Origin of the sequence: Ensifer sp. ENS11 (genome assembly GCF_014851895.1) — a bacterium.
In the GTDB taxonomy this organism is placed as follows: domain Bacteria; phylum Pseudomonadota; class Alphaproteobacteria; order Rhizobiales; family Rhizobiaceae; genus Ensifer; species Ensifer canadensis.
Genome location: NZ_JACVAN010000002.1, coordinates 202,905 through 227,410, shown reverse-complemented (window position 1 = coordinate 227,410; position 24,506 = coordinate 202,905). Strand labels below are relative to the sequence as shown.

The following is a 24,506-nucleotide window of genomic DNA, read 5'->3' as shown; positions in this document are numbered from 1 at the left end:
GGTTTATACGGCCGGCGAAATCAGAGTTGAAGACGCGGGCACGGGACTGATGCCCTGCGTGACGACCCGTCCGTCTTCCATCCAGGCTTTGCCTTCCGCCAGCAGCCTGAGCGCCATCGGATAGGTGCGGTGCTCGACCGTCAGCACGCGAGCGGCAAGGGTGTCGGCCGTGTCGCCGTCGACAACCGGTACGACCGCCTGCGCGACGATCGGACCCTCATCCATGCCCTCGGTGACGAAATGCACCGTACATCCCGCCACTTTCACGCCGGCGTCAATGGCGCGCTGATGGGTGTGGAGACCCGGAAAGAGCGGCAGAAGCGACGGATGAATGTTGATGATCCGGCCTTCGTGGCGCTGGATGAAGTTCGCCGACAACAGCCGCATATAGCCGGCAAGGCAGATAATATCGGGAGACAGCCGCTCGAGTTCGGCAAGGACCGCCGCCTCGTGCGCATCCTTGCTGTCGAAATCCTTGCGAAGGAACGCATAGGTTGGGATGCCGAGCGCTGCAGCCTTGGCAAGGCCTCCGGCATCGGCCTTGTCGGCAATCACTGCGACGATCTCGGCCGGAAAACCAGGCTCGGCGGCAGCTTTGGCCAGCGAAAGCATGTTGGAGCCGCCGCCCGAGATCAAGACGACGACTTTTTTCCTGCCTGCCGTCACGTCGTTCATCATAGGGCGAGGCTGCCCTTGTAGATCGTGCCATGCGCGCCTTCGGCGCGGGCAACCATGCGGCCGAGCGTGAAGACGGTTTCGCCCTCGGCTTCCAGCACGGCTGCAACGTCCTGCGCCTTTTCCGCCGGAACGACGGCGATCATGCCGACGCCGCAGTTGAACGTGCGCAGCATTTCGTTGGCCGCGACGCCGCCGGTCTGGGCAAGCCAGGAGAAGACCTTCGGCGCCTTGATGGCGTCGAGATCGATCTCGGCTGCAAGATGCTTCGGCAGCACGCGCGGAATGTTCTCGGGGAACCCGCCGCCGGTGATATGCGCCAGCGCCTTGATCGAGCCGGTTTCGCGGATCGCCTTCAGGAGCGGCTTCACATAGATGCGCGTCGGCGTCATCAGGAGATCGGCAAGCGTGCCTTCACCAAACGGGGCAGGTGCATCCCAGGCAAGACCCGACAGCGCGACGATCTTGCGAACGAGAGAGTAACCGTTGGAGTGAACGCCTGACGATGCAAGGCCGAGGATGACGTCGCCTTCACCAATGTCACCCGCTGGAAGCAGCTGGCCGCGTTCGGCCGCACCGACAGCGAAGCCGGCAAGGTCATAGTCGCCTCCGGAATACATGCCCGGCATTTCCGCGGTCTCGCCACCGATCAATGCGCAACCGGATTGGCGGCACCCGGCGGCAATGCCGGCAACGATTGCGGCACCCTGATCGGGATCGAGCTTGCCCGTGGCGAAATAGTCGAGGAAGAACAGCGGCTCGGCACCCTGGACCACCAGGTCGTTGACGCACATGGCAACGAGGTCGATGCCAACGGTGTCGTGCTTGTTGGCGTCGATGGCAATCTTGAGCTTGGTGCCGACACCGTCATTGGCGGCAACGAGCACCGGGTCGGTGAAACCGGCGGCCTTCAGGTCGAACAGGCCGCCGAAGCCGCCGATCTCGCCGTCGGCACCCGGGCGCCGGGTCGAGCGCACATGCGGCTTGATTTTCTCCACCATCAGATTGCCGGCATCGATATCCACGCCTGCGTCACTGTAGGTGAGGCCGTTCTTTCCCGACTGGCTCATGCTGGTTCTCCAAGGCTGGTCGCGCGACAGGTATTTTGCGGATGCGATTGGCACGATGGGCAAGGGAGTGCAAGCCGACAGCCTGCCTTCTCGGCCTTTTTTCAACATTTTGCCCATATCCCACCGGCAAGAACGGTATGGAGGGTTCAATTTACCGGGCTGAGAAGCACGCGGACTTGACCGGTGCGCGCCACGCCACCTATCTCCTCATACAGAATATGATGCGGTAAAGGCATGCTTGGCGTGTTACGGGGAACACCATGGACATAAAAGTCAGCGGTTCGGGACTACAGCGCCAGGTTATCTTCTGGCTGCTGGTGCTCGCCGCCTTCATCGCCTTCCTGATGGTTTTCAGCTCGATCCTGCTGCCGTTCCTCGCGGGCATGGCACTGGCCTATTTCCTCGACCCGGTCGCCGACCGCCTTGAGCGCCTCGGCCTCAGTCGGCTGATGGCGACGGTGGTGATCCTCATCGGCTTCGTGGTGATCTTCGCCCTGTCGCTGATGATCATCATCCCGGTGATCTTCACCCAGGCCGCCGACTTCATTCAGAAGATGCCCGGTTACATCTCCAAGCTGCAGGCGCTGTTGACCGACAGCCAGTCGACGCTGCTGCCACAATGGCTGGCGGACCAGATGACGGCGATCAAGCAGAATTCAGCCAAGCTTTTGGAGCAGGGCGCGAGCTTCCTCGGCACGTTGTTCCAGCAGCTCTGGAACTCTGGCATGGCGCTGCTCGACATTCTGTCGCTGTTCGTGATCACGCCGGTCGTCGCCTTCTATCTGCTGCTCGACTGGGACCGGATGGTCAACCGGGTCGATAGCTGGGTTCCGCGCGACTATGTCAGCGTCGTCCGCCAGATCGCCCGGGACATGAACACGACGATCGCCGGCTTCGTTCGCGGCCAGGGCTCGCTCTGCATCATCCTCGGCCTTTACTATGGCATCGGCCTGTCGCTCGTCGGTCTCAATTTCGGCCTGCTGATCGGCCTCTTTGCCGGCATGATCAGCTTTATCCCCTATGTCGGATCGATGGTCGGTCTGGTGCTGGCCGTCGGCGTCGCGCTTGTACAGTTCTGGCCCGATTATCTCTGGATCGGGCTTGTCGCTGCCATCTTCTTCAGCGGCCAGTTCCTCGAAGGCAACATCCTGCAGCCCAAGCTGGTGGGCAAGAGCGTCGGCCTGCATCCGGTCTGGCTGATGTTCGCGCTTCTTGCCTTCGGTGCCCTCTTCGGTTTCGTCGGGCTTCTGGTTGCGGTTCCCGCGGCCGCCGCCATCGGCGTGCTTGTTCGCTTCGGCATCCAGCGATACCTTGATAGCGATCTCTACCATGGGCATGGAAAGGTCGCGGCGAAGAAGGCAAAGGGCAGTCAGCCCGGCTGATAGTCCCATCCTTGTCCCGAGTACAGCATGACAAAACGTCCCTTCGAACAACTGCCTCTGGCATTCGACCACGACCCGGCAACGGGTCGTGAGGATCTGCTCGTTTCCGATCGGTTGAGCGCGGCGATCGCGATCGTCGATCACTGGCCAGACTGGCCGTCGCCGGTTGTCATCATCGCCGGCCCGATCGGTTCCGGAAAATCGCATCTCGCCAGCATCTGGAAGGAGAGGGCGGGCGCGCGGGCGATCCACCCGGTTGCGGACTCGGATGTGGCGTTGATCGCCGCCAACGGTCCTGTGCTGTTCGAGGATGCCGACCGTCAGGGGTTCGACGACACCACCCTGTTTCATGTCATCAACAGCGTTCGCCAGCATGGCACGGGCCTCTTGATGACCTCGCGCCTGTGGCCGATGTCCTGGCCGGTCGTTCTTCCGGACCTGCGCTCGCGCCTGAAAGCAGCAACCGTCGTCGAGATCGGCGAGCCCGACGATGAGTTGTTGACGCAGGTATTGATCAAGCTCTTTGCCGATCGCCAGCTTTTCATCGACGAAAGGCTCGTCGGCTATATCGTCCAGCGCATGGAACGCTCGCTCGAGGCTGCCCAGACGATCGTCGAACGCATCGACAGGCTGGCACTCGCCCGCGGCGTCAAGCTGACCCGATCGCTTGCCGCCGAAGTCCTGGAAGAGCTTGGAAATCAACGCCATTCCGATTGATTGTCACAGTTCCGTCGTCAAACTGTTATAGTTCCTGCATGCGAAGAAATGGGGTCTGACCGGTAATGGATAATGCGACGTCTGCGGTGAATGAGAACAAACAGGCCGCGGAGGAGCTAGACCTGCTCTCCAGCCCGGAACGGTTCATCAATCGCGAATTTTCGTGGCTGCAATTCAATCGCCGCGTGCTTGAGGAGACCCTGAACACGGCGCATCCGCTCCTGGAGCGTGTCCGCTTTCTGTCGATTTCGGCCGCCAACCTTGATGAGTTCTTCATGGTGCGCGTCGCCGGCCTCGAGGGCCAGGTGCGGCAGGGGCTCGCCATGCGGTCGCCTGATGGCAAGACGCCGGCCGAACAGCTCGAAGACATCCTCAAGGAAATCGACAACCTGCAGATGGAGCAGCAGGCGTCGCTCGCCGTCCTGCAGCAGTATCTGGCCAAGGAGGATATCCTCATCGTCCGCCCGGCGTCCTTGTCGGCGCAGGACAAAAGCTGGCTTGCCAACGAATTCGACCAGGCGATCTTTCCGGTGCTGACGCCGCTGTCGATCGACCCGGCGCATCCGTTCCCGTTCATCCCGAACCTCGGGTTCTCGATGGGCCTGCAGCTCGTCAGCAAGACCGGCCGTGAGCCAATGACGGCGCTCTTGCGCCTGCCGGTGGCGCTCGACCGCTTCATCCGCCTGCCCGATTTCAAGAACGTCATCCGCTACATCACGCTCGAAGACATGGTCAGTCAGTTCATCGAACGGCTGTTCCCAGGCTACGAGGTCAAGGGCTCGGGCACGTTCCGCATCATCAGAGACAGCGATATCGAAGTCGAAGAAGAGGCCGAAGATCTGGTGCGCTTCTTCGAAACGGCGCTGAAGCGTCGTCGTCGCGGATCGGTGATCCGCATCGAGCTCGATTCGGAAATGCCCGCTTCGCTGCGCCAATTCGTCGTTCAAGAACTCAGCGTTCCGGAAAACCGCGTCGCCGTTTTGCCGGGGCTTCTGGCGCTGAACACGCTGTCGGAAATCACCAAGGCGCCGCGCGACGATCTGCGCTTTGAACCTTACAATCCGCGCTTCCCCGAGCGCGTGCGCGAACACGCCGGCGATTGTTTTGCCGCGATCCGCGAAAAGGACATGGTGGTCCACCACCCCTATGAGTCCTTCGACGTCGTGGTGCAGTTCCTGCTGCAAGCGGCGCGCGATCCGGAAGTGGTCGCCATCAAGCAGACGCTCTACCGTACCTCGAACGACAGTCCGATTGTGCGCGCGCTTGTCGACGCTGCCGAAGCCGGAAAGTCCGTGACGGCGCTGGTCGAACTGAAGGCCCGCTTCGATGAGGAAGCCAACATCCGCTGGGCGCGCGACCTGGAGCGCGCCGGCGTGCAGGTGGTCTTCGGGTTCATCGAACTCAAGACCCATGCCAAGATGTCGATGGTGGTGCGTCGCGAAGAGGGCCGGTTGCGCACCTATTGCCACCTCGGCACCGGCAACTACCATCCGGTCACGGCGAAGATCTACACTGACCTGTCATTCTTCACCTGCAACCCGGTCATCGCCCATGACATGGCGAACATCTTCAACTTCATCACCGGTTACGGCGAGCCGGAAGCCGGCATGAAGCTGGCGGTTTCGCCGCACACGCTTCGCCCCCGCATCCTCAAGCATATCGAGGAGGAGATCGAGCACGCCAAGGCCGGCCGGCCTGCGGCGATCTGGATGAAGATGAACTCGCTCGTCGATCCGGAAATCATAGACGCGCTCTACAAGGCAAGCCGTGCCGGGGCTGAAGTCGACCTGGTGGTACGCGGCATCTGCTGCCTGAGGCCGCAGGTGCCGGGGCTGTCCGACAATATTCGTGTCAAGTCCATCGTCGGCAGATTCCTTGAACATTCCCGCATATTCTGCTTCGGCAACGGTCACGGCCTTCCATCGGAGAATGCGCTTGTCTATATCGGCTCGGCGGATATGATGCCGCGAAATCTGGACCGGCGGGTTGAGACGCTTGTGCCTCTTATCAACCGGACTGTGCACGAACAGGTACTTTCGCAGATCATGCTGGGCAATCTCATCGATAACCAGCAGAGCTACGAAATTCTTCCCGACGGTACGTCTCGCCGGATGGAAGTCGGCAAGGACGCCGAACCTTTCAACGCGCAGCACTATTTCATGACCAATCCCAGCCTCTCCGGCCGGGGTGAAGCCCTGAAGTCCAGTGCACCGAAGCTGATTGCCGGCTGGAAGAGCAGCTGGCACAAGTAAAACGGAATTGCATGGTCGAATCTGAAGCGCAGGGGCGTCTGCCCGGCATCCGCCCGGTTTCCGTTGTGGATATCGGCTCCAACTCCATTCGCCTTGTCGTCTACGAAGGCCTGAGCCGCGCTCCGGCCATGCTGTTCAACGAGAAGGTCATGTGCGGTCTGGGCAAGGGCATCGATGCCACCGGACGCATGGACGAGGAGAGCGTCGAGCGCGCTCTCCGGGCGCTGCATCGCTTTCATGCGCTGTCGCAGCAGGCGCGTGCGACCTCCATGTATGTTCTGGCCACCGCAGCCGCTCGCGAGGCGAGCAACGGACCTGCCTTCATCGAGAAGGCCGAGGCGATCCTCGGCCACAAGGTGCGCATCCTCACCGGCGAAGAGGAAGCCTATTTCTCCGCCATGGGCATCGTCAGCGGCTATCACGACCCTGATGGAGTGGTCGGTGACCTTGGCGGTGGCTCGCTGGAACTTGTCGAGGTCAGCGGCACAAAGATCGGCAAGGGCATCACCCTGCCGCTCGGGGGTATCCGCCTCTTCGAGCATAGCGGCGGCTCGCTGCCGAAGGCTCGCACCTGGGTGCGCAAATTCATGAAAAGCTCGCCGGTGCTGAAGACCGGCACCGGCCGCACCTTTTATGCCGTCGGCGGCACCTGGCGCTCGATCGCCAAGCTGCACATGGAAATCCGAAACTATCCGCTGCATATGATGCAAGGCTACGAGATCTCCTACGACGAGGCGATGGCGCTGCTGCCGGAGGTGATCGAGCCGAGGAACATCAAGCCATCGGCCTATGCGACGATCTCCAAAAGCCGCCGCAGCCTGCTTCCCTTTGGCGCGATCGCGATGCAGGAAGCACTGTCGATCATGAAGCCGGAGCGGATTTCGTTCTCGGCGCTCGGCGTGCGCGAAGGCTATCTCTTCTCTCTGCTGAACGAGAGCGAGCGTGCGCAGGATCCGCTGCTGACCGCCGCCGGCGAAATCGCCATCCTGCGGGCGCGTTCCCCCGAGCATGCCCGCGAACTTGCCGACTGGACCGGCCGCATGGTGCCGTTCTTCGGCGTCGAGGAAACCGAAGAGGAAAGCCGCTATCGCCAGGCTGCCTGCCTGCTCGCCGATATCAGCTGGCGCGCCCATCCGGACTATCGCGGTCTGCAGGCGCTGAACATCATCGCCCACTCGACCTTCTCCGGCATCACCCATGCGGGGCGGGCCTATATCGCGCTCGCCAACTACTATCGCTTCGAAGGCCTGAACGACGATGGCGCGACCGGCGCACTGACCGGCATTACCACGCCGCGACTGCTGGAACTGGCGAAACTGCTCGGCGGCCTGCTGCGCGTCGCCTATCTGTTCTCGGCGTCGATGCCGGGCGTGGCGAGGAATTTGACCTTCCGCAAATCGTCCCTGCCGGATGTCGATCTGGAGATCGTCGTGCCTGCGGCCTATTCGGAATTTGCCGGCGAGCGCCTCGACGGACGGCTGCAGCAGCTCGGCAAGCTGACCGGCAGAAGATTGGCGTTCCAGTTCGAGAGCTGAACGCACTCAGATCTTTGACGAAGGGGCGCGCGGACGCAAATCCGCGCGCCCTTTTTTGATTATTCGGCTTTCAAGAATTCGCCGACTTCGAGCAGAACGAACTCGTTGTCGTCGGCCTTATCAAGCGCCCGGCCGGCCGAGAACGGCAGGTTGTTGTCATTGCCGACGATGATGTGCGTGTCATCGACGCGATCGACGTTTTCGATCGTCACGAACGGCATGTCGTAATAGCCGTCACCACCGCCCTGGCGCTTCTTGTTGTCGGGGTCGGCGATCTTCAGGAGGTCGATGTAACCGATCTTGCGGACGGCCTTGCCGACATTGCTGTCATCGAAGGCAATCTTGTAGACACGTTTCACCTTCGAGCCGACGGCAAAGCAATCCGGCTTCGGATCCTTCGGATCGGCGCAGGCCTTGTCGAGCGTGCCCGCGCCGTTGTCGCGTTCGATCACCAGTGCCGTCTTGTCGTCGAGCATGTTGAAGTCGCCGATTGCCTCGCCGCCTTCGGCCAGCGGATAGAGCCAGCTGCGGCCCGTCCAGGCCTTGGCTGCGACATCGAGTTCGATGACGCGTAGTGTCGGACGGCCATCGGCCTGTTCCACGGTTTCGCTGTCGGTCCAGATCGGCCCTTCGAGCAGACCGTAGAGCTTGGAGCCGTCCTTCGACAGTGCCATGCCTTCATAGCCGCCGGAGCGCTTCAGGTTGAAGGCGGGTGTCTTCTTCGACGGATCGCCCTGCAGTGTCAGGGTCGGATTGTCGGGCGACATAACCGGCTTGCCGTCAACTGTTGTCGCGATGACGTCGGTCAGCTTGCCGTCGACATCGAATTTCAGGATATAGGGACCGAATTCTTCCCCGACCCAGAAGCCGTCGGCGACCGGCTGGATCGACTCAACGTCGAAGTCAGCGCCGGTCAGGTAGCGCTTGTCGGAACCTTCCATGACGATCGGGAAGGGGGCCTTGCGGTCCGGGTCGGTGAGGAACAGTGTTTTCAGCGCCTCGACCTTGCCGGCGTCCCAGTCCATCTTCACGTGGTGCAGCATCAGCATGGCATCGGTTGAGTTCAGCTTGTTGCCGAAGCCGTTGTCGGAAAGGCTCCAGAAGGTGCCGTCTTCCATGGCCCTGATGCCGGAGAAGCCCTGCATCGGCTGGCCGTTGAACGGCAGTGAAAGGCCGGTCGGGCGCACGCCATCCTTGCCGGGCACGGTGCCGAGCGCGTCAGCGCGCTTGCGGTCCGCCGTGGTGAATTTGCCCGATGTCTTCAGGTATTCCGGTGCGTCGGACGGTGCTGCCAGGATCGTGTTTGCCGGTAGGATCGCATGTGCCTTCAGGGTTGCGGGAAAGGCCTTTTCCTCGGCCAGGACGGTCGTCGTCATCAAAAGTGTGAGCGCCGCAGCGGCGAGAAGCGTTTTGGTCATGAAAGTCACCGTGGGTTGGATGCCAAAGTACGGGAACCCGATAGGCGGCTTTGATGACGGTTGGGTGATGCTTGGCTTACAGGCTGGTGAAGCTTTGATGACAGACGAAAGGCGCTGCGCCCGAGGGGAGAAACTCGCCGAGTTCGAATTGTTGCGCGTGACCGGACACTGGTTCCGGGCCGCAACGACCCAGCGGCGCCGGTGCTTCAGCCGGCGAGCGCCAGGCTCGCCCAGCGCCCGGGCGTTACACCGTAGGCACGTTTGAAATGGCGGGTGAAATGGGCCTGGTCGGCAAAGCCGGTTTCGAGCGCGGCACCTGCCAGGCTGTGACCGGCGGCAATCATCCGGCGCGCCTGCTCCAGCCGCCGCATCAGAAGGTAGCGGTGCGGGCTGGTGCCGAGAACCTTGCGGAACTGGCGGGCGAGGGTGAAGCGATCAAGGCCGCTGACGGCCTCGAGTTCCTGCGAGCCGACCGGGCGATCGAGGTTGGCTTTGAGATAGTCCGTCGCCTCGAAACCGCCCGCTTGGCCGACCTGCCGGCAGCCTTGCTTGTCGTGCCGGCATGGCGGCACAAGCCTTCTGCAATGCGTGTAAGAATGTCGTCGAGCGCGAGTTCGTCAATACCGCCGTCGAGATCCATGACGGCCTCGCCGATCGCCTGGCGCAGGGCCACGTCACCAACAACCGGGGCGGCTATGATGGGCAAGGCGCCGCCACTGTCGCCAAGCGCCGCGATCAATCGCTCCGGCTGCAGATACATCATCCTGTAGCGAAGCGTCGCTTCCGTGCCCGCGCCGCCATCGTGCAGTTCGTCGGGGTGAATGATGATGATGCTTCCAGGCGTGCTGTAGCGGCTCTCGCCACGATACTGGAAGGTCTGGATGCCGCCAAGCGTCACGCCAAGCGCATAGGTGTCGTGGCGATGCGGCTCGAAGACCTTGCCGTGCAGCCGGGCCTCGATGCGCTCTATGCCGTCCACCGGTGCCGCGACGCGGATGCCATCGCCCGGCGATCCGCACAATCGTTCAAGATTGATCGCTGCGTCCTCGGTTAAGGCCTCCTTGGGCACGCCCTGATGTCCTGAAATGGAGATACCCGTCATGTTCGACACCAAGTTTGCGATCGTTTTGCGCGACGATCTGGCCACCTGGCAGAAGCTGAACGTCACCGCGTTTCTGGCAACCGGCATCGCCGGGCAGAAACCGGCGATTATCGGCGAACCCTATCGCGACGGCGCCGGCCACATCTACAACGCTCTGAGCGTTCAGCCGATCATCGTGTTATCGGCAGATGGTGCGACGCTTGGCAATATTCAACGCCGTGCGATCGAAAGGGAAATACAAACCTCTGTTTATGTCGATGCGATGTTTTCGACCGGCCACGACAGCGCCAACCGCGCGGTCTTCGCCGAAACGCGACCCGACGGCGCGAAGGTCGCCGGCATCGCCATTCATGCCGACAAGAAGCTGGCCGACAAGATCACCAAGGGTGCAAAACTGCACGGTTGACGGCTAATTGACAGCCACTGGCGGTGCAGGCGTGCCCCCGGCCCGAAGCGCCAGGACGCCGAGCTTCTGCCCGCGTCCCTTCACGGCGTGCTCGCCAAGATCTTCCACGCGGACATAGTGCGGCAGCCGCATCTTGCGGGCGAGGTCGGTGGAAATCAGCACCTGATGGTTCAGTGACTTGCACAGGCCTTCGAGGCGAGCGGTGGTGTTCACCGTGTCGCCGAAATAGGTGATCTTGTGTTTGTCGACGCCAATTTCCGCGGCGACGATGGTGCCGCCATGAAGCGCTGCCCGTAGGCGCGGAACCTCGCCGAACTCCTTGCGCCAACGGTGGGCGCCGGCTTCGATCTCTTCGAGAATGTCGAAAACGCAGTGCACGCAGGCGGCGTTTTTGACAGCACGGTCGAAGGGCCAGGTAATCACGGCCGCGTCGCCGACATAGTCGTCGATCGCGCCGCGATAGCGCAGTACGGGGTCGGCAAGTGTTGCAAACAGCTTGCTGAGATATTCCTGCATCCTGAGATCGCCGTATCGCTCGGCATAGGCGGTGGAGCCGGCAAGATCGATGAAGAGGAAGACGCGCTCCTCCTGCATCGGCTTGCGATAGCGCCCGGTCAAAAGGCTCAGAAACACGTCACGGCCCAACAGTTCGCGCACGCGAAGCGCGAAAACGATCGAGCCCGAGACCGCCAGGGCGAACAGAAGCGCCGTGCTTGAGGGGACGACCGCGTCCTTCCAATCCGCGTCTATTTGCCCGCTCATCTGCATCAGGAAGCCGGCGACGCCGTAGCCCAGCTCGATAAACACCAGATAGACGGCGATCGAAGCGAGGAAGAAAGCGGGCGTCGAATAGGAATGGATCTTGCGGTTGAGACGCCGGAGAATGATGCGCCGTTCAAAGGCGAGGATCGGGACGCAGACGCACAATGCGTACGTGGCGCCGATCAATCCGCCGCCACCGTCGAAGGCGATCGTCGCATAGATGGCGCCGGCGCTACTGACGATCAACAGCAGCAAAATTCCCTCGAACATGGAGAAACGCCAGCGCATGCGGAAGAGCCTCGAACCCGGACAACGAAGAAAAAACGCGTCGGACACCCTGGTTGTCGCGTCACGCGTCAGCGCTCTGATGTCTGCTCGACGCGATTGCGAATCAGTCCCGCTGCAGGGCCTTGGCTAGAGCCGGATTCGGGCGGAAAGTTGTTGTCCGCCCGTCCGTTTTTCAGTCACCGATTTCCATCGCTTCGATCTTCTTGTCGACGAAGCGCAGAGCCACTTCACCATTGATCAATTTCAGTGCCGTATCGCCGAACAGCTCGCGCCGCCACCCCTTGAGCGCGCCGACATCGGCGTTCTCGCCCTCGGCGGCGATCTTGTCGAGATCCTCGCTGTTGGCGATGATCTTGGCAGCCACGCCCTGCTTCTCGGCGATCAGCTTCAACAGCACCTTCAGCATTTCGGTGGCGGCGGCTGCGCCTTCAGGTGTATGGCTCTGCCGCGGCAGCCGTGGCAGGTCGGTCTTGGGGATGGCGAGCGCTTCGTTGACCGCCTCGATCAGCGCAGCCCCGGCGCTCGATCGTTCCCAGCCCTTCGGAATGGTTCGCAGCCGCGCCAGCGCCTCGGTGTCCTTCGGCTGCTGCTGCGCGACTTCATAGATCGCATCGTCCTTGATGATACGCCCGCGCGGAACGTTGCGGTTGCGTGCCTCGCGTTCACGCCAGGCTGCGACCTTCTGCAGCACGGCAAGCTCGATCGGCTTCTTGACGCGCATTTTCAGGCGCTGCCAGGCATCGTCCGGGTGCAGGTCGTAGGTATCGCGGGCTTCGAGGATCGCCATTTCCTCGGAAAGCCATAGCGAGCGGCTTTCGCGCTCGAGCTGCGCATTCAGGTACTGATAGATGTCGCGCAGATGCGTGACATCGGCCAGCGCGTAATCGAGCTGTTTCTCGGTCAGCGGCCGCCGGCTCCAATCGGTGAAGCGCGAGGACTTGTCGATCTGCTCGCCCTTGATGCGGTTGACGAGCTGGTCATAGGAGACGCTGTCGCCGAAGCCGCAGACCATGGCCGCAACCTGGGTGTCGAAGATCGGATGCGGAATCAGATTGCCGAGATGGAAAATGATCTCGATATCCTGGCGCGCGGCATGGAAGACCTTGATCACGTCGGGGTTGGCCATCAACGCGAAGAACGGCGTGAGATCGATGCCCTTGGCCATCGGGTCGACGATGACGGCCATATCCGGGTTTGCCATCTGGATCAGGCAAAGCTCTGGCCAGAAGGTGGTCTCACGCAGGAATTCCGTGTCTATCGTAATATAACTTGAGCGGGCCAGCTGCTGGCAGGCGGCCTCTAGATCTGCGGTTGTTTCAATCATCGGATTTAAATCACTGTGGCAAAAATGCGGCTAGGTTTTTCGTGTAGCCCTTCATGCCATCCGTCACAATCGAAAATCTCAAACCACCTTGAAATAACCGGTCATGCCGGTCTTCTGGTGCTCGATGATGTGGCAATGGAACACCCAATCGCCAAGATTGTCGGCGACGAGCGCGATTTCCGCCTGTTCGTCGGGCAAAAGCAGGATGGTGTCCGTCGGTGGTGGCAGGAAGGTCCGCTTGTTCGAATTGAGAATTCGGAAGCTCATGCCATGCAGGTGGATCGGATGGGCATGCGGCGTCCGATTGGCGATCTGCAGGACATAGCTCTTGCCGAGCTTCATCTCCTCGATCGGCGCGATCGGATCGGGCGTGTCGCCCGGCCACGGTACCTTGTTGATTGCCCAGAAGGTGTAGCCGAGCGAGCCGCAGATCGACGGCGTCGCCTTGTGTTCTGCCGTGGCCGTCAGATCGATCGGAACGCGAGTGGCAACCGACAGGTCCGCCTCGGCGATCGGATTGGCGGGAAGGGCAGCCACATCGCGGATATCGCGCTTCAAGGATTGGCCCGTTGCGCGGAAATTGGCGATCGTCCAGGGATGCGAGCCACGCAGATTGCCGAGCTTCACCGTCGCACCTTCGTTGTCGGGCATCCTGACGACGAGGTCGATGCGCTGGCCCGGGCCGACGTCGTAGCGGTCGAGCGGGAAGGGCTTGTCGACCGGATTTGCATCTAGCGCGACGACCATGGCCTCCGCCCCCTCCAGGCCGACCGTATATATCCGCGTGACATCCGTCGCCGCGATACGGACCCGCACGAGGCCGCCGGCCGGCGCGTCGTAGCTCGGCTCCTGCTGCCAGTTTGCGGTGCGAACCGTGCCGTAGGTGCCGCCGCGCGCAGCGTCCCTCGGTTTGAACGGGTCGATGAAAACGCCGCCTTTGCCGAGCCGCCAGTCGCGCAGGTTCAAGACGATCTCGGCGTCGAATACTGGATCATCCGGGTTCTCGACGACGATGACGCCGGTCAGCCCGCTTCCCATCTGCGTCAGCGTATTGCAGTGGGGGTGATACCAGAAGGTGCCGGCATCCGGCGGCGTGAAGATGTAGTCGAAGGGATCGCCCGGATAGACATAGGGCTGGGTCATCTCGGGCACGCCGTCCATGGCATTGGGTATGCGAAGTCCGTGCCAGTGGACAGTCGTCGGTTCGTCGAGCTTGTTGATCAGTCTTGCGGCATAGGGCTCGCCCATGCGCATCCGCAAGACAGGCGGCATGCCGTTAGTGGTCGCATCGCCCAGCCCGTAGGTCATCACCTTGGGTGTCACGCCATCTGAGGCGATCTGTGCCTGCGTCAGCTGTGCCGTCAGGACCTGCGGATCCGGTGCCGCACCGGCGCGTGCCGCCATGCCGGCTCCGAATGCGAAGGCGCCTCCCAAAGCGGCAGAGCCCTGGAGGAACGTACGGCGGCTGATCAGGGACATTTTGGCAATCTCGGCAACTGGATAGGACGACTGCTCGGTTTTTAAACCTGATCGCCGCAATCAGCAATTCTTTGCCGCAGGCACATCTTGCCGCAGGTTGGTATCAGTCGTCTTTGCGGGCGTGGTTGCCGCCGGCGAGCTTGTTGAAGAACGATGAGGTCCGCAGCAGGTTGCGGAAAGGCATGACGCGCGCTTCCGCGGGAACGCCGCTGCGCGCTGTCATGCGCCTGACCGTGTAGAGCATGAAGAGGAAGAGGATCGCGGCGGTATAGATGAACAGCGCCTGCGGACCGAAAATTTCGAGCAGGAAAGAGGCAAACAGCGGGCCGATGATGGCGCCGAGCGACCAGAAGAACAGCATGCCCGCCGATACCAGCGCATGCTGACCTTCCGCCGCATGGTCGTTGGCATGGGCCGAACAGAGCGAATAGAGCGGCATGGCGAAGGCGCCGAAGAGGAAGATACCGGCGAAATTGAGCCACTCATCATTGCCGGCGCCAAACGCAAGGAAAAGTCCGGCGAGCAATGATCCGAGGGTGGCGATCAGGATGATCAGGCGCCGATCGATCTGGTCCGAGTAATGGCCGAGCGGATATTGCAGCACCACGCCGCCGATGATGCCGGCGCTCATGAAAGTGGCGATTGCCGTCACCGAGAGGCCGATCCCCTGCGCGTAGATGGGGCCTAGCGAGCGGAAGGCGGCGTTGGTGAGGCCGACGACGATGCAGCCGACGGTCGCGAGCGGCGAGATGTTCCAGAGCGCCTTGACGTCGAAGCGGATCGCTTCCGGCGCCACCGGGCTCGACCGGTCGGCAAAGGAAATCGGCACGAGCGACAAAGTCAATGCCATCGAGATGATCGCGAAGAGTTCGAAGCCGCCGATACCGACGCCGGGAATGATATATTGGGCCGCGGTGACCGAGCCGAGATCGACCAGACGATAGACGGAAAGCGTGCGCGCGCGGTTAGTATTGGTGACGCTGGCATTCAGCCAGCTTTCGACGGTCGCAAAAAGACAGGCGAAAGCGATACCGGCGACGAGCCGCATCAGGAACCACATGAACGGATTGATGATCAGCACCATGGCGATCGCCGCCGCCGACGCGATCGCTGCCATCGCCGAGAACGTGCGGATATGGCCGATCGAGCGCAGGATGCGCGTGACATAGACGCAGCCGAGCGCGAAGCCGATGTTGTAGCCGGCGCCGATGACACCGATCAGCGAGGTCGAAAAGCCTTCTTCCAGCGCCCGCAGCGAAATGAAGGTGCCTTGTAGTCCGTTGCCACCGATGAGGATGCCTGCGGTGACGAGAAGCGGAATGAGCGGACGAATTTGCGACATGGGGCAGGCGACTTCCGAATGGTGCTCGCGAGTCGGATAAGGCGGACCCATTATGTGTAGCGGCGCATTCCCGTGGCGCACAGTCGCGAATTGTGACGATATCCGTTCTTTTCGCGCCGTTTGGGCGAATGCACTTGTCTCAAGCCCATGAATAGGGTCGAACTTGTCCCGGTTGAGCGGCGCTTCCCTCGGGGAGCGCGGAGGTCTCGGCTTGACAAAGCCGGCGCATCATGCGCTTTTCCGCCCGATTTTGATCATGTTGCCGCGCGCCGTTCCGGCGAGCCTGCGCGGCGCTTTGCAATTCCGGGATAACACCATGCACCGCTACCGCAGCCACACCTGTGCCGCCCTCCGCAAGTCGGATGTCGGCTCCACCGTTCGCCTTTCCGGCTGGGTCCACCGCGTCCGCGACCATGGCGGCCTGCTCTTCATCGACCTGCGCGATCATTACGGCATCACCCAGGTCGTCGCCGATCCCGATAGCCCTGCCTTCAAGGCCGCCGAGACCGTCCGCGGCGAATGGGTTGTCCGTATTGATGGCCTCGTCAAGGCCCGTATGGACGACACCGTCAACAAGGGCATGCCAACAGGTGAAATCGAGCTCTACGCCCAGGAGATCGAGGTTCTCTCGGCCGCCAAGGAACTGCCGCTGCCGGTGTTCGGCGAGCCGGACTATCCGGAAGACGTGCGCCTGAAGTACCGCTTCCTCGACCTGCGCCGCGACACGCTGCACAAGAACATCGTCAAGCGCACCCAGATCATCTCGTCGATGCGCCGCCACATGGGCGACGTCGGCTTCACCGAATACACGACCCCGATCCTGACGGCGTCGTCGCCGGAAGGCGCACGCGACTTCCTCGTGCCGTCGCGCATCCATCCCGGCAGCTTCTACGCGCTGCCGCAGGCGCCGCAGCAGTACAAGCAGCTGCTGATGGTCGCCGGTTTCGACCGCTACTTCCAGATCGCGCCGTGCTTCCGCGATGAAGACCCGCGCGCCGACCGCCTGCCGGGCGAATTCTACCAGCTCGACCTCGAAATGAGCTTCGTCGAGCAGGAAGACGTCTGGACGACGATGGAGCCGGTGATCCGCGACATCTTCGTCGAGTTTGCCGACGGCAAGCCGGTGACGGAAAAGTTCCCGCGCATTCCTTACGACACGGCGATCCGCAAATACGGTTCCGACAAGCCGGACCTGCGCAACCCGATCGAGATGCAGGCCGTTACCGAGCACTTTGCCGGTTCAGGCTTCAAGGTCTTCGCCAACATGATCGCCTCGAACCCGAAGGTCGAAGTCTGGGCCATCCCGGCCAAGACCGGTGGTTCGCGCGCGTTTTGCGACCGCATGAACGCCTGGGCCCAGAGCCAGGGCCAGCCGGGTCTCGGCTACATCTTCTGGCGCAAGGAAGGCGAGAAGCTCGAAGGCGCCGGTCCGCTTGCCAAGAACATCGGCGAGGAGCGCACCGATTCGATCCGCACCCAACTCGGCCTCGATGATGGCGATGCCTGCTTCTTCGTCGCCGGCGACCCGTCGAAATTCTACAAGTTTGCAGGCGAAGCCCGCACGCGGGCAGGCGAGGAACTGAACCTCGTAGACCGTGACCGCTTTGAATTCTGCTGGATCGTCGACTTTCCGTTCTACGAATGGCTGGAAGACGAAAAGAAGATCGACTTCGCCCACAACCCCTTCTCGATGCCGCAGGGTGGCCTCGAGGCGCTGAACAGCGAAGATCCGCTGTCGCTCAAGGCCTACCAGTACGACATGGTCTGCAACGGCTTCGAGATCGCGTCCGGCTCGATCCGTAACCAGCTGCCGGAAGTCATGGTCAAGGCGTTCGAGCTGACCGGCAAGTCGCAGCAGGAAGTGGAAGAGCAGTTCGGTGGTCTCTACCGAGCGTTCCAGTACGGCGCGCCTCCGCATGGTGGCATGGCCTTCGGCATCGACCGCGTCGTCATGCTGCTGGTCGGCGCCAAGAACCTGCGCGAGATCTCGATCTTCCCGATGAACCAGCAGGCTGTCGATCTGCTGATGGGCGCGCCGTCCGAGGCGACATCAGCCCAACTGCGCGAACTGGCGCTTCGCCCGATCCCGCAGAAGAAGGACTAAGGTCCGAAGCGATCAAAGAAGCAACGGACCCGGCAGCGCTCGCTGCCGGGTTTTTTCATTTCGGCAATCCAAGGGCTTACGGCTGGGCATAGAGCGCGTCGCGAACGCCCCGGGTGAACTCGGTGCCGTCCGATTCCTCGGTCTGACCCACGCCAACTCGCAGCCGATGGCGCTAGCCCGTTGATCCTAGAAATCCATTCCGGGTCCGCCCGGCAGTTGCGCGACGCCATCCTTTTTCGGCTTTTCGGCGATCATCGCCTCGGTTGTGACCAGGAGCCCGGCGACTGACGCTGCGTCCTGCAGAGCGGCGCGCACGACCTTGGCCGGATCGATGACGCCCATTTTGAACAGATCGCCGTATTCGCCGGTCTGAGCATTCCAGCCGTAAGCGAAATCGGTTTTCTCACGCAGCTTGCCGACGATGATAGAGCCTTCGGCGCCGGCATTCTCGGCAATCTGGCGCACGGGCGTCTCGATTGCACGCCTGACGATCTCGACGCCGACGCGCTGTTCCGCATTGGCAGTCTTGATATTGTCGAGCGCGTTGACGACCCGAAGCAGGGCGACGCCGCCGCCCGGCAAGATGCCTTCCTCGACGGCCGCGCGCGTCGCATGCAGCGCGTCATCGACACGGTCCTTCTTTTCCTTCACTTCGACCTCGGTCGAGCCGCCGACGCGGATCACGGCAACACCGCCCGAGAGCTTAGCAAGCCGTTCCTGCAGCTTCTCCCGGTCGTAGTCGGAGGTACTCTCCTCGATCTGCGCCTTGAGCTGGCTGATGCGGCCACCGATGTCGGCCTTGGTGCCGGCGCCATCGACGATGGTGGTGTTTTCCTTCTCGATCATCACGCGTTTGGCGCGGCCGAGCGTTTCCAGCGTGACATTCTCAAGCTTGATGCCGACGTCGTCGGAAACCACCGTCCCGCCCGTCAGCACCGCGATATCCTCAAGGATCGCCTTGCGCCGGTCGCCGAAACCCGGTGCCTTGACGGCGGCGATCTTGAGCCCGCCACGCAGCTTGTTGACGACCAGCGTCGCCAATGCCTCGCCTTCGACGTCTTCGGCGATAATGAGCAGCGGGCGGCTCGCCTGGATGACCGATTCGAGGATCGGGATCATCGCCTGCAGGTTGGAGAGCTTCTTTTCGTGGATGAGGATGTAGGGATCTTCGAACTCGACCCGCATCTTCTCCTGGTCGGTGATGAAGTAGGGCGAAAGGTAGCCCCGGTCGAATTGCATGCCCTCTACGACTTCGAGTTCGATCTCGGCGGTCTTGGCTTCCTCAACGGTGATCACGCCTTCGTTGCCGACTTTGGCCATCGCCTCGGCGAGATATCGGCCGATCTCCGTATCGCCGTTGGCGGAGATGGTGCCGACCTGGGCGATCTCCTCATTATTGGCGATCTTGCGGGCGCGGACCTTAAGTTCGGCGACGATGGCGTCGACGGCGAGATCTATGCCGCGCTTGAGGTCCATGGGGTTCATGCCGGAGGCAATCGCCTTGACGCCTTCTTTCACGATCGCCTGCGCGAGCACGGTTGCCGTCGTTGTCCCATCGCCGGCAACATCGCTGGTGCGTGACGCCACCATGCGCAGCATTTGCGCGCCCATGTTCTCGAACTTGTCTTCGAGCTCGATCTCCTTGGCGACGGACACGCCGTCCTTGGTGATGCGCGGGGCGCCAAAGGACTTTTCGATGACGACATTTCGTCCCTTTGGCCCGAGCGTCACTTTCACGGCATTGGCAAGAATATCGACACCGCGCAGCATGCGATCGCGGGCATCGCTACTGAACTTGACTTCCTTGGCTGTCATAGTCGGCCTCCCTCAACACGAAACTCGCAGTCACGTGGCCAGCCATCACGAGATGGCTCCTGACGTCTTGGTCATTACATCTGCCTCGTCGGGCGTCTCCTCAGCGCCCCAAAGTTCATTCCTCGCCGTCATCCGGCGTCAGGATGTCGATCAAAGCCGCAACGCGCCCGGCCGGCAGATGTCGTCCTTCGCCGATCAGCGCTTCGTCGTTGTTGACCCAGGCGATCGCTTCGGCGAGTTCGGCCGCACTGGCCCCGGTAGCCAGCAGCTCTGCCATCAGCGTTTCGTCGACCGGGCCAAGAATGGCGGTGATATCCGCGTGTTTCAGTCCCATGGCGTTCTCCTTCCGTGTGATCGGTCAGGAATGCGGGATGGAGTCTTGTCTTCAGACAGATGTAGATAGGCGACTGCTCGCGGGCATCAAGCAGATACGATCATAACATGGAACGCACGCGCGCGAAAAAGCCCGGCGGAAGTCGCTATACTTGCCATGGCCCGGTTCGGGTCACTCCGGTCGGAGCGAATTGTCGAGAAAGTACCACTGGTCGAGATTTGCCCGGATAACCGGCTCGATGGCGTTGTTCAGCATCAGGATATCGTCAAGCTGGCGTGCCCCGGGGCGCTCTTCGGGCGGGAGCCGGATAGGCGCCAGCGCGCGGCATTCGAAGCGGAAACCCTCGGTGCGCAGATTGTACCACGGGCAAATGGTGGCGCCGGTCATGCGTGCCAGACGAATGGCAATGGCAAAGTTTCCTTCGAGATGCGGCTTGCGGTCGAAGAATGGTCCGCGAATGAAGCCGCCAAAACCTTCGTCGCAGAACGTGCTGACGACGCCGCCATTCTTCAGGATCTTGATCGCCGGCCGAATGCCCTCGGCGCCCGGCGGCAGGAACCGCAAGCCCGCCTTGCTGCGGACGCGCTCGGCGATCCAGGCTTTGGCGCGGCCCTTGGGCGGGAGGTAGAAGGCATGGGGGTGGACATTGATGCTCTGCAGTACAGTCGGACCAACTTCCCAGTTGCCAAGATGCATACCGACGATGATGACCGGGCCGGCCTTGGCCGCTTCGCCGATAATGTCGAGGCCGTGCAATGTCAGGCGGTCACGGTTGTTTTGCAACCGGTTCACGACGGAGAATTCGGTCATCAGCCGACCCTGTGCCCGGCAGTTCTCGCGAAAGAGCGCCGCCTGCTCGGCCTCGTTGAGATCGGGTCGCAGTGCGCGGATCGTTTCTTGCGCACGCCGTGATGCCACCTTGTGGAAACGCGGCACGGCAAACAGACCAAGGGCTGCACCAAGGTTGGAGCAGGCGTCCATCGGCAGGAGTTTCATCCCGAAATGCCCGGAGAGGTGCGCGAGGTTCCAGAGATTGTCCGTCACCCAATAGCGCCAGAAGGCGCGGAAGCCTTCGCGGCCGGAAAGGGCATCCACAAAGGAGGGCCGCCCTTCGCTGGCGAATGTCCACGCCTTTCGCTTGGCGATTCTTTCGGCCTGGCTCGGCTCTTCAGTGGTCATGGGATGCTTTCTGCCGTCGATGAAGGGTCACCGGAAGCCCGCCCTTTGGCCGCAGCGTCAGGCGGCAGATGGGCTCGACCTTGTGGCCGTCGACGACGGTCACCCGGAACTGCTGTGCAATGATCGCCAGGCACAGGATTGCTTCGGTCAGGCCGAAATGCAAGCCCGGGCACACGCGTGGTCCGCTTGCAAACGGAATGTAACTATAGGGCGTCGGGCGACGTCCGCCCATGAAGCGGTCCGGGCGGAAATGGTGCGGGTCCTCAAACAGGCTTTCCGTTCGGTGGAGAAGCCACGGGACGATCAGAACGAGCGATCCGCGTTCAGCGGCGATATCGCCGATCATTTCGGCTTGGCGCGTTTGGCGCGCGAGAATGGGGACGGGCGGATAGAGGCGAAGGGTCTCTTCAATGATGGCCTTGCACCATTCGAGTTGCGGTACGTCGTCGATCGTCGGAACGCGATCGCCGCAGACACGGCCAATCTCTTCATGGAGCGCCTTTTCCACCCATTTGGCGCGAGACAGCAGATACCAGGCCCAGGTCAGCGTGGCGGCTGTCGTTTCATGGCCCGCCATGAAGATGGTCGCCGCTTCGTTGCGCAGGGCAACCAGGTCGAGTTTCAACTCCGGGTTTCGTTGTTGTCGACGGATCAGCAGCTCAACCATCGAATTGTGATCGCCGCGACCTTCCAGGTGATCCTCGACCACCTTGTCGATGATCTGATGGATACGCTTGACCGAGCGGCGAAGCGTCGGCGTTCGCAAGATCGGTAGCCCGTCGTCGAAACCGAGGAAGTAGCCGAGGTTGATCGAATCGACCAGCGATTGGTAGCTCGTGAAGCTGTCGGTGACCGCCGCAGCACTGTCGTCGCCGAGCTGGTTTCCAAAAACGCTGCGGGCAATGATTTCGGCGGTCAGTCCAGCCATTTCGTGCAGGGCGTTGACTTGCGTGCCGTCCGGCATCCCGTTCCAGCGCTCGACCAATTCGGTGGTCGTGCGCTCCATCACCGGACCGAAGGCCGGCACTCTTTTGGCATGCACGATGTCGGCGACCAGGGGACGCCGCTGTTTCCAGGTTTCGCCGTCCGAGATGAAGAGGCCGTCGCCCAAAAGGAACTCGAGCGCCCGGCGCATCTGCGGGCTCTTGCGCTCGAAGTTCTCATGACGCTTGACGACGACCTGACGGATGAGGTCGGGCGAGTTGACCAGAATGACCTGCCGGCCGATCAGCCGGATCTGGGAAACCTTCTCGGTAAAGTCGTTGTTTCGCCAGATGGATAGGAAATCTGTTCTCGCCTGAAGCAGAAGTCTGAGGGGCTTGCCTGGTGGGCCTGCATAATATTCGGCGCGCGCAGGCTCAAATTTTTCTTCCGACAGCTCTTCCCTGAACTTTACCGGTTGATGGAACCACCCAGCCATTGACGTCCGATCTGTCGAAAAAAGAGAGATGATTACTTCTGCGTTCGGCGTTCAGTTCAGCTGGTTGTTCGCAAGAAAACGGCTCTCCAAACAGGAAATCCGCCGCTTGTATTCTTAGCTGTTCTTCCTTGGATCGAAGTCGTCAGCGTGGATTTGTTTGGCTGTCGGTATCGGTATGCGGTCGAAAAAGTCGCGCAGAAAGAGGTGTCAGGCAAAGCGCCATTCAGGTCTTACGCTTGCAAGTCATGCTGAAAAAAGATGCAGTCGCCCGCGAGAGGCGCGCCAGTAATAGTGGCTGCGCGGACATGGGGAAGCAAGGCAGGCGAAATAAAACGGCGCACGGAAATGCGGGTTTTCAACCGAAAAGCGCGGGGCAACAGCTATTCCAGTACGCGCCGGCCGGCTTGATCGTCCGTTTAACCGGCAGCGCCGGCACCGGGCGCCGATGCTAAAACGCCGGCGACTTCGATGACAACAGTGTCTTGCGAAGTCGCCGGCGGCGATTGTCAGACTATGACTTTAGCGATCAATCGTTCGCCGTCACCTTGACGCCCAGCACCGAAGGGATGGTGTTCGGCGCGCCCACTGCCGCACCCATGATCATGGGGAACGGCACCGGCTTTTCCGGTGCGGCGGTGATCGTCAGGCTCTTCGGGCCGTCGAGATAGGTGTTGACCGCGGACGATACCTGATTCTGCAGTTCCGGCACGTTGAGCTGCGCCATCATCAATGGAACGAGGCCCTTCAGCGATTGGGCCAGCTGATCGCCGGTAACGCCCTGCTGCGAACCCGCATAGTCGAGCGCCTTCTTGGTGATGGAGGCGTCGTCGAAGCGGACCTCGGCGCTGTTGAAGGTCAACTGCTGCATCAGCCCCATCATAGCAAGGCCCATGGCCTGATTGGCCTCTTCCTTGTTCGGGTTGGCTTCTGCGGTCTTCATGGCTTCCTGGAGCGACTTCATGAAGGCAAGCGTGTAGCCCGAGATGTCGACGGCGAGGTTCAGCCGCCCGACATTCTTGAAGTCGAAGGCATATTCTTCCAGCGCGACGTTGCCGCTTTCGATTTCCCAGCTGCCCTTCATGGTCACGGCGCCATCAAGCTTGGTCAGGCCGAGCTTCTCGATGGCGTCCTTGGTCTTGGGGTCTTCGACTTCGGAAAGGTCGGCCTTGAGGCCGGCAGCCGTTGCGTCGAAGTCAAAGCCGGCATCGTTTTCCTGGCGGGCGAGGTTTGCTTCGCTGCTTTCGAGCGAGAAAACTTCCTTGCCTTTGGCGCTGACCGTGATCGGGCCGGTGCTGGCGCTCTCGTAGAGCAGGATATCGTTGATCGTGCCGCCGGCCGGGTTGGCGGGGATCGACAGACCCGAAACGAGAATATCCTTGACGGCGAAGCTGCCCGCGTCCTGCGTGACATTGACGTCGGGGAAGGAGACGGTCTCGGCATAGTAGCCGCCGCCTTCGGTTTCTTCGACGCCTTCAAAAGTGATGTCGCCGATCTTCAGCGCGTCGCCGGGCTGGCCCGCGAGTTTGACCTGGACGCCCGAGGCCGTGACGGTGTCGCCGCTGACTTCGGCCTTGTCGAAGGTGAGCGTGGTGCCGTTCGAGTTCGTCGCCGCATCGAGCTTCTTCATCATGTCCGCACCATCAAGCGCGAAGGCCGGGCCGGTCAGGGTCAGGAGTGCGGCGCTGGCCATCATCAGGCGGATCTTGCGCGTATGCATCATTGTGGAGTTCCTTCGTGAAAATATTTGATTGTTTAGCTGTGTTGAAGAAGCGGTGTCGCTAATCTGGTTCATATCGGCAAGCTGCGTCAACTGAGGTGGACAGCCGTGTCGGCCGACGAAATATGCCGTGCCTATGGCTCCATCTCCCCTCAGTTCGCGTCCCGCAATGTCCCCCTCGCAAA

General features: G+C 61.6%; 19 protein-coding genes and 1 pseudogene. 6 read left to right on the top strand and 14 right to left on the bottom strand.

What is annotated here, in order from left to right; all coding sequences use genetic code 11:
* Window positions 1-3: 3 nt before the first annotated feature.
* Window positions 4-675 carry a phosphoribosylglycinamide formyltransferase gene (gene purN / locus IB264_RS05165; protein WP_025426495.1) on the bottom strand — a complete coding sequence of 224 codons (672 nt, stop codon included), beginning with the start codon at window positions 673-675 and terminating at the stop codon, window positions 4-6.
* Window positions 675-1,745: a phosphoribosylformylglycinamidine cyclo-ligase gene (gene purM / locus IB264_RS05160; protein WP_025426496.1), complete on the bottom strand. Its 1,071-nt coding sequence runs from the start codon at window positions 1,743-1,745 to the stop codon at window positions 675-677. The genes purN and purM overlap by 1 nt, the downstream gene beginning before the upstream one ends.
* A gap of 260 nt (window positions 1,746-2,005) precedes the next feature.
* Here purM and IB264_RS05155 point away from each other — a divergent pair, with 260 nt between their 5' ends.
* From IB264_RS05155 to ppx, 4 genes are all read left to right on the top strand, one after another.
* Window positions 2,006-3,127 carry an AI-2E family transporter gene (locus IB264_RS05155; RefSeq protein ID WP_038575993.1) on the top strand — a complete coding sequence of 374 codons (1,122 nt, stop codon included), beginning with the start codon at window positions 2,006-2,008 and terminating at the stop codon, window positions 3,125-3,127.
* Window positions 3,128-3,154: 27 nt separating this feature from the next.
* Complete coding sequence (gene hdaA, locus IB264_RS05150) at window positions 3,155-3,844, top strand: DnaA regulatory inactivator HdaA (RefSeq protein ID WP_025426497.1); 690 nt, start codon at window positions 3,155-3,157, stop codon at window positions 3,842-3,844.
* 65 nt (window positions 3,845-3,909) lie between these two features.
* A complete protein-coding gene (locus IB264_RS05145; protein WP_025426498.1) occupies window positions 3,910-6,096 on the top strand; it encodes an RNA degradosome polyphosphate kinase in 2,187 nt (728 codons plus the stop codon).
* An 11-nt stretch (window positions 6,097-6,107) separates the two neighbouring features.
* Complete coding sequence (ppx, locus tag IB264_RS05140; RefSeq protein ID WP_025426499.1) at window positions 6,108-7,631, top strand: exopolyphosphatase; 1,524 nt, start codon at window positions 6,108-6,110, stop codon at window positions 7,629-7,631.
* Window positions 7,632-7,690: 59 nt separating this feature from the next.
* Here ppx and IB264_RS05135 read toward each other — a convergent pair whose 3' ends face one another.
* From IB264_RS05135 to IB264_RS35350, 3 genes and pseudogenes are all read right to left on the bottom strand, one after another.
* Window positions 7,691-9,049 carry an esterase-like activity of phytase family protein gene (locus IB264_RS05135; RefSeq protein WP_025426500.1) on the bottom strand — a complete coding sequence of 453 codons (1,359 nt, stop codon included), beginning with the start codon at window positions 9,047-9,049 and terminating at the stop codon, window positions 7,691-7,693.
* 206 nt (window positions 9,050-9,255) lie between these two features.
* A complete protein-coding gene (locus IB264_RS35355; protein ID WP_239637567.1) occupies window positions 9,256-9,621 on the bottom strand; it encodes a helix-turn-helix domain-containing protein in 366 nt (121 codons plus the stop codon).
* A 74-nt stretch (window positions 9,622-9,695) separates the two neighbouring features.
* A pseudogene (locus tag IB264_RS35350) lies at window positions 9,696-10,151 on the bottom strand (AraC family ligand binding domain-containing protein); the annotation flags it as partial.
* Between IB264_RS35350 and IB264_RS05125 the strand changes: the two are divergent.
* Window positions 10,150-10,557 carry a DUF2000 family protein gene (locus IB264_RS05125; protein ID WP_025426501.1) on the top strand — a complete coding sequence of 136 codons (408 nt, stop codon included), beginning with the start codon at window positions 10,150-10,152 and terminating at the stop codon, window positions 10,555-10,557. The pseudogene IB264_RS35350 and the gene IB264_RS05125 overlap by 2 nt on opposite strands.
* Before the next feature lie 3 nt (window positions 10,558-10,560).
* On the opposite strand, the gene IB264_RS05120 is transcribed toward IB264_RS05125, so the two are convergent.
* The 4 genes from IB264_RS05120 to IB264_RS05105 all read right to left on the bottom strand — a co-directional run bounded on the left by IB264_RS05120 (window position 10,561) and on the right by IB264_RS05105 (window position 15,752).
* Window positions 10,561-11,607 carry an adenylate/guanylate cyclase domain-containing protein gene (locus IB264_RS05120; RefSeq protein ID WP_025426502.1) on the bottom strand — a complete coding sequence of 349 codons (1,047 nt, stop codon included), beginning with the start codon at window positions 11,605-11,607 and terminating at the stop codon, window positions 10,561-10,563.
* 172 nt (window positions 11,608-11,779) lie between these two features.
* On the bottom strand, window positions 11,780-12,931 hold the full coding sequence (gene rnd, locus IB264_RS05115; RefSeq protein WP_038575996.1) for a ribonuclease D: 1,152 nt from the start codon (window positions 12,929-12,931) through the stop codon (window positions 11,780-11,782).
* Window positions 12,932-13,009: 78 nt separating this feature from the next.
* Window positions 13,010-14,410, bottom strand: coding sequence for a multicopper oxidase family protein (locus tag IB264_RS05110; RefSeq protein ID WP_025426503.1), 1,401 nt, complete (start codon window positions 14,408-14,410; stop codon window positions 13,010-13,012).
* 103 nt (window positions 14,411-14,513) lie between these two features.
* A complete protein-coding gene (locus tag IB264_RS05105) occupies window positions 14,514-15,752 on the bottom strand; it encodes an MFS transporter (RefSeq protein WP_025426504.1) in 1,239 nt (412 codons plus the stop codon).
* 316 nt (window positions 15,753-16,068) lie between these two features.
* Between IB264_RS05105 and aspS the strand changes: the two genes are divergently transcribed.
* Window positions 16,069-17,856 (top strand): aspartate--tRNA ligase, encoded by a 1,788-nt coding sequence (aspS, locus tag IB264_RS05100; RefSeq protein ID WP_025426505.1) that lies wholly within the window; start codon window positions 16,069-16,071, stop codon window positions 17,854-17,856.
* 186 nt (window positions 17,857-18,042) lie between these two features.
* Here aspS and groL read toward each other — a convergent pair whose 3' ends face one another.
* The 5 genes from groL to IB264_RS05075 all read right to left on the bottom strand — a co-directional run bounded on the left by groL (window position 18,043) and on the right by IB264_RS05075 (window position 24,324).
* Entirely contained in the window at window positions 18,043-19,671 is a 1,629-nt protein-coding gene (gene groL / locus IB264_RS05095) for a chaperonin GroEL (protein ID WP_025426506.1), read from the bottom strand.
* Between the two features lie 115 nt (window positions 19,672-19,786).
* Window positions 19,787-20,005 carry a hypothetical protein gene (locus tag IB264_RS05090; RefSeq protein ID WP_025426507.1) on the bottom strand — a complete coding sequence of 73 codons (219 nt, stop codon included), beginning with the start codon at window positions 20,003-20,005 and terminating at the stop codon, window positions 19,787-19,789.
* Window positions 20,006-20,176: 171 nt separating this feature from the next.
* Entirely contained in the window at window positions 20,177-21,184 is a 1,008-nt protein-coding gene (locus tag IB264_RS05085) for a lysophospholipid acyltransferase family protein (protein WP_025426508.1), read from the bottom strand.
* Window positions 21,174-22,604, bottom strand: coding sequence for a cytochrome P450 (locus IB264_RS05080; protein ID WP_025426509.1), 1,431 nt, complete (start codon window positions 22,602-22,604; stop codon window positions 21,174-21,176). Before IB264_RS05080 ends, IB264_RS05085 begins: the two co-directional genes overlap by 11 nt.
* A gap of 526 nt (window positions 22,605-23,130) precedes the next feature.
* Window positions 23,131-24,324 carry a hypothetical protein gene (locus IB264_RS05075; protein WP_025426510.1) on the bottom strand — a complete coding sequence of 398 codons (1,194 nt, stop codon included), beginning with the start codon at window positions 24,322-24,324 and terminating at the stop codon, window positions 23,131-23,133.
* Between the last annotated feature and the right edge of the window lie 182 nt (window positions 24,325-24,506).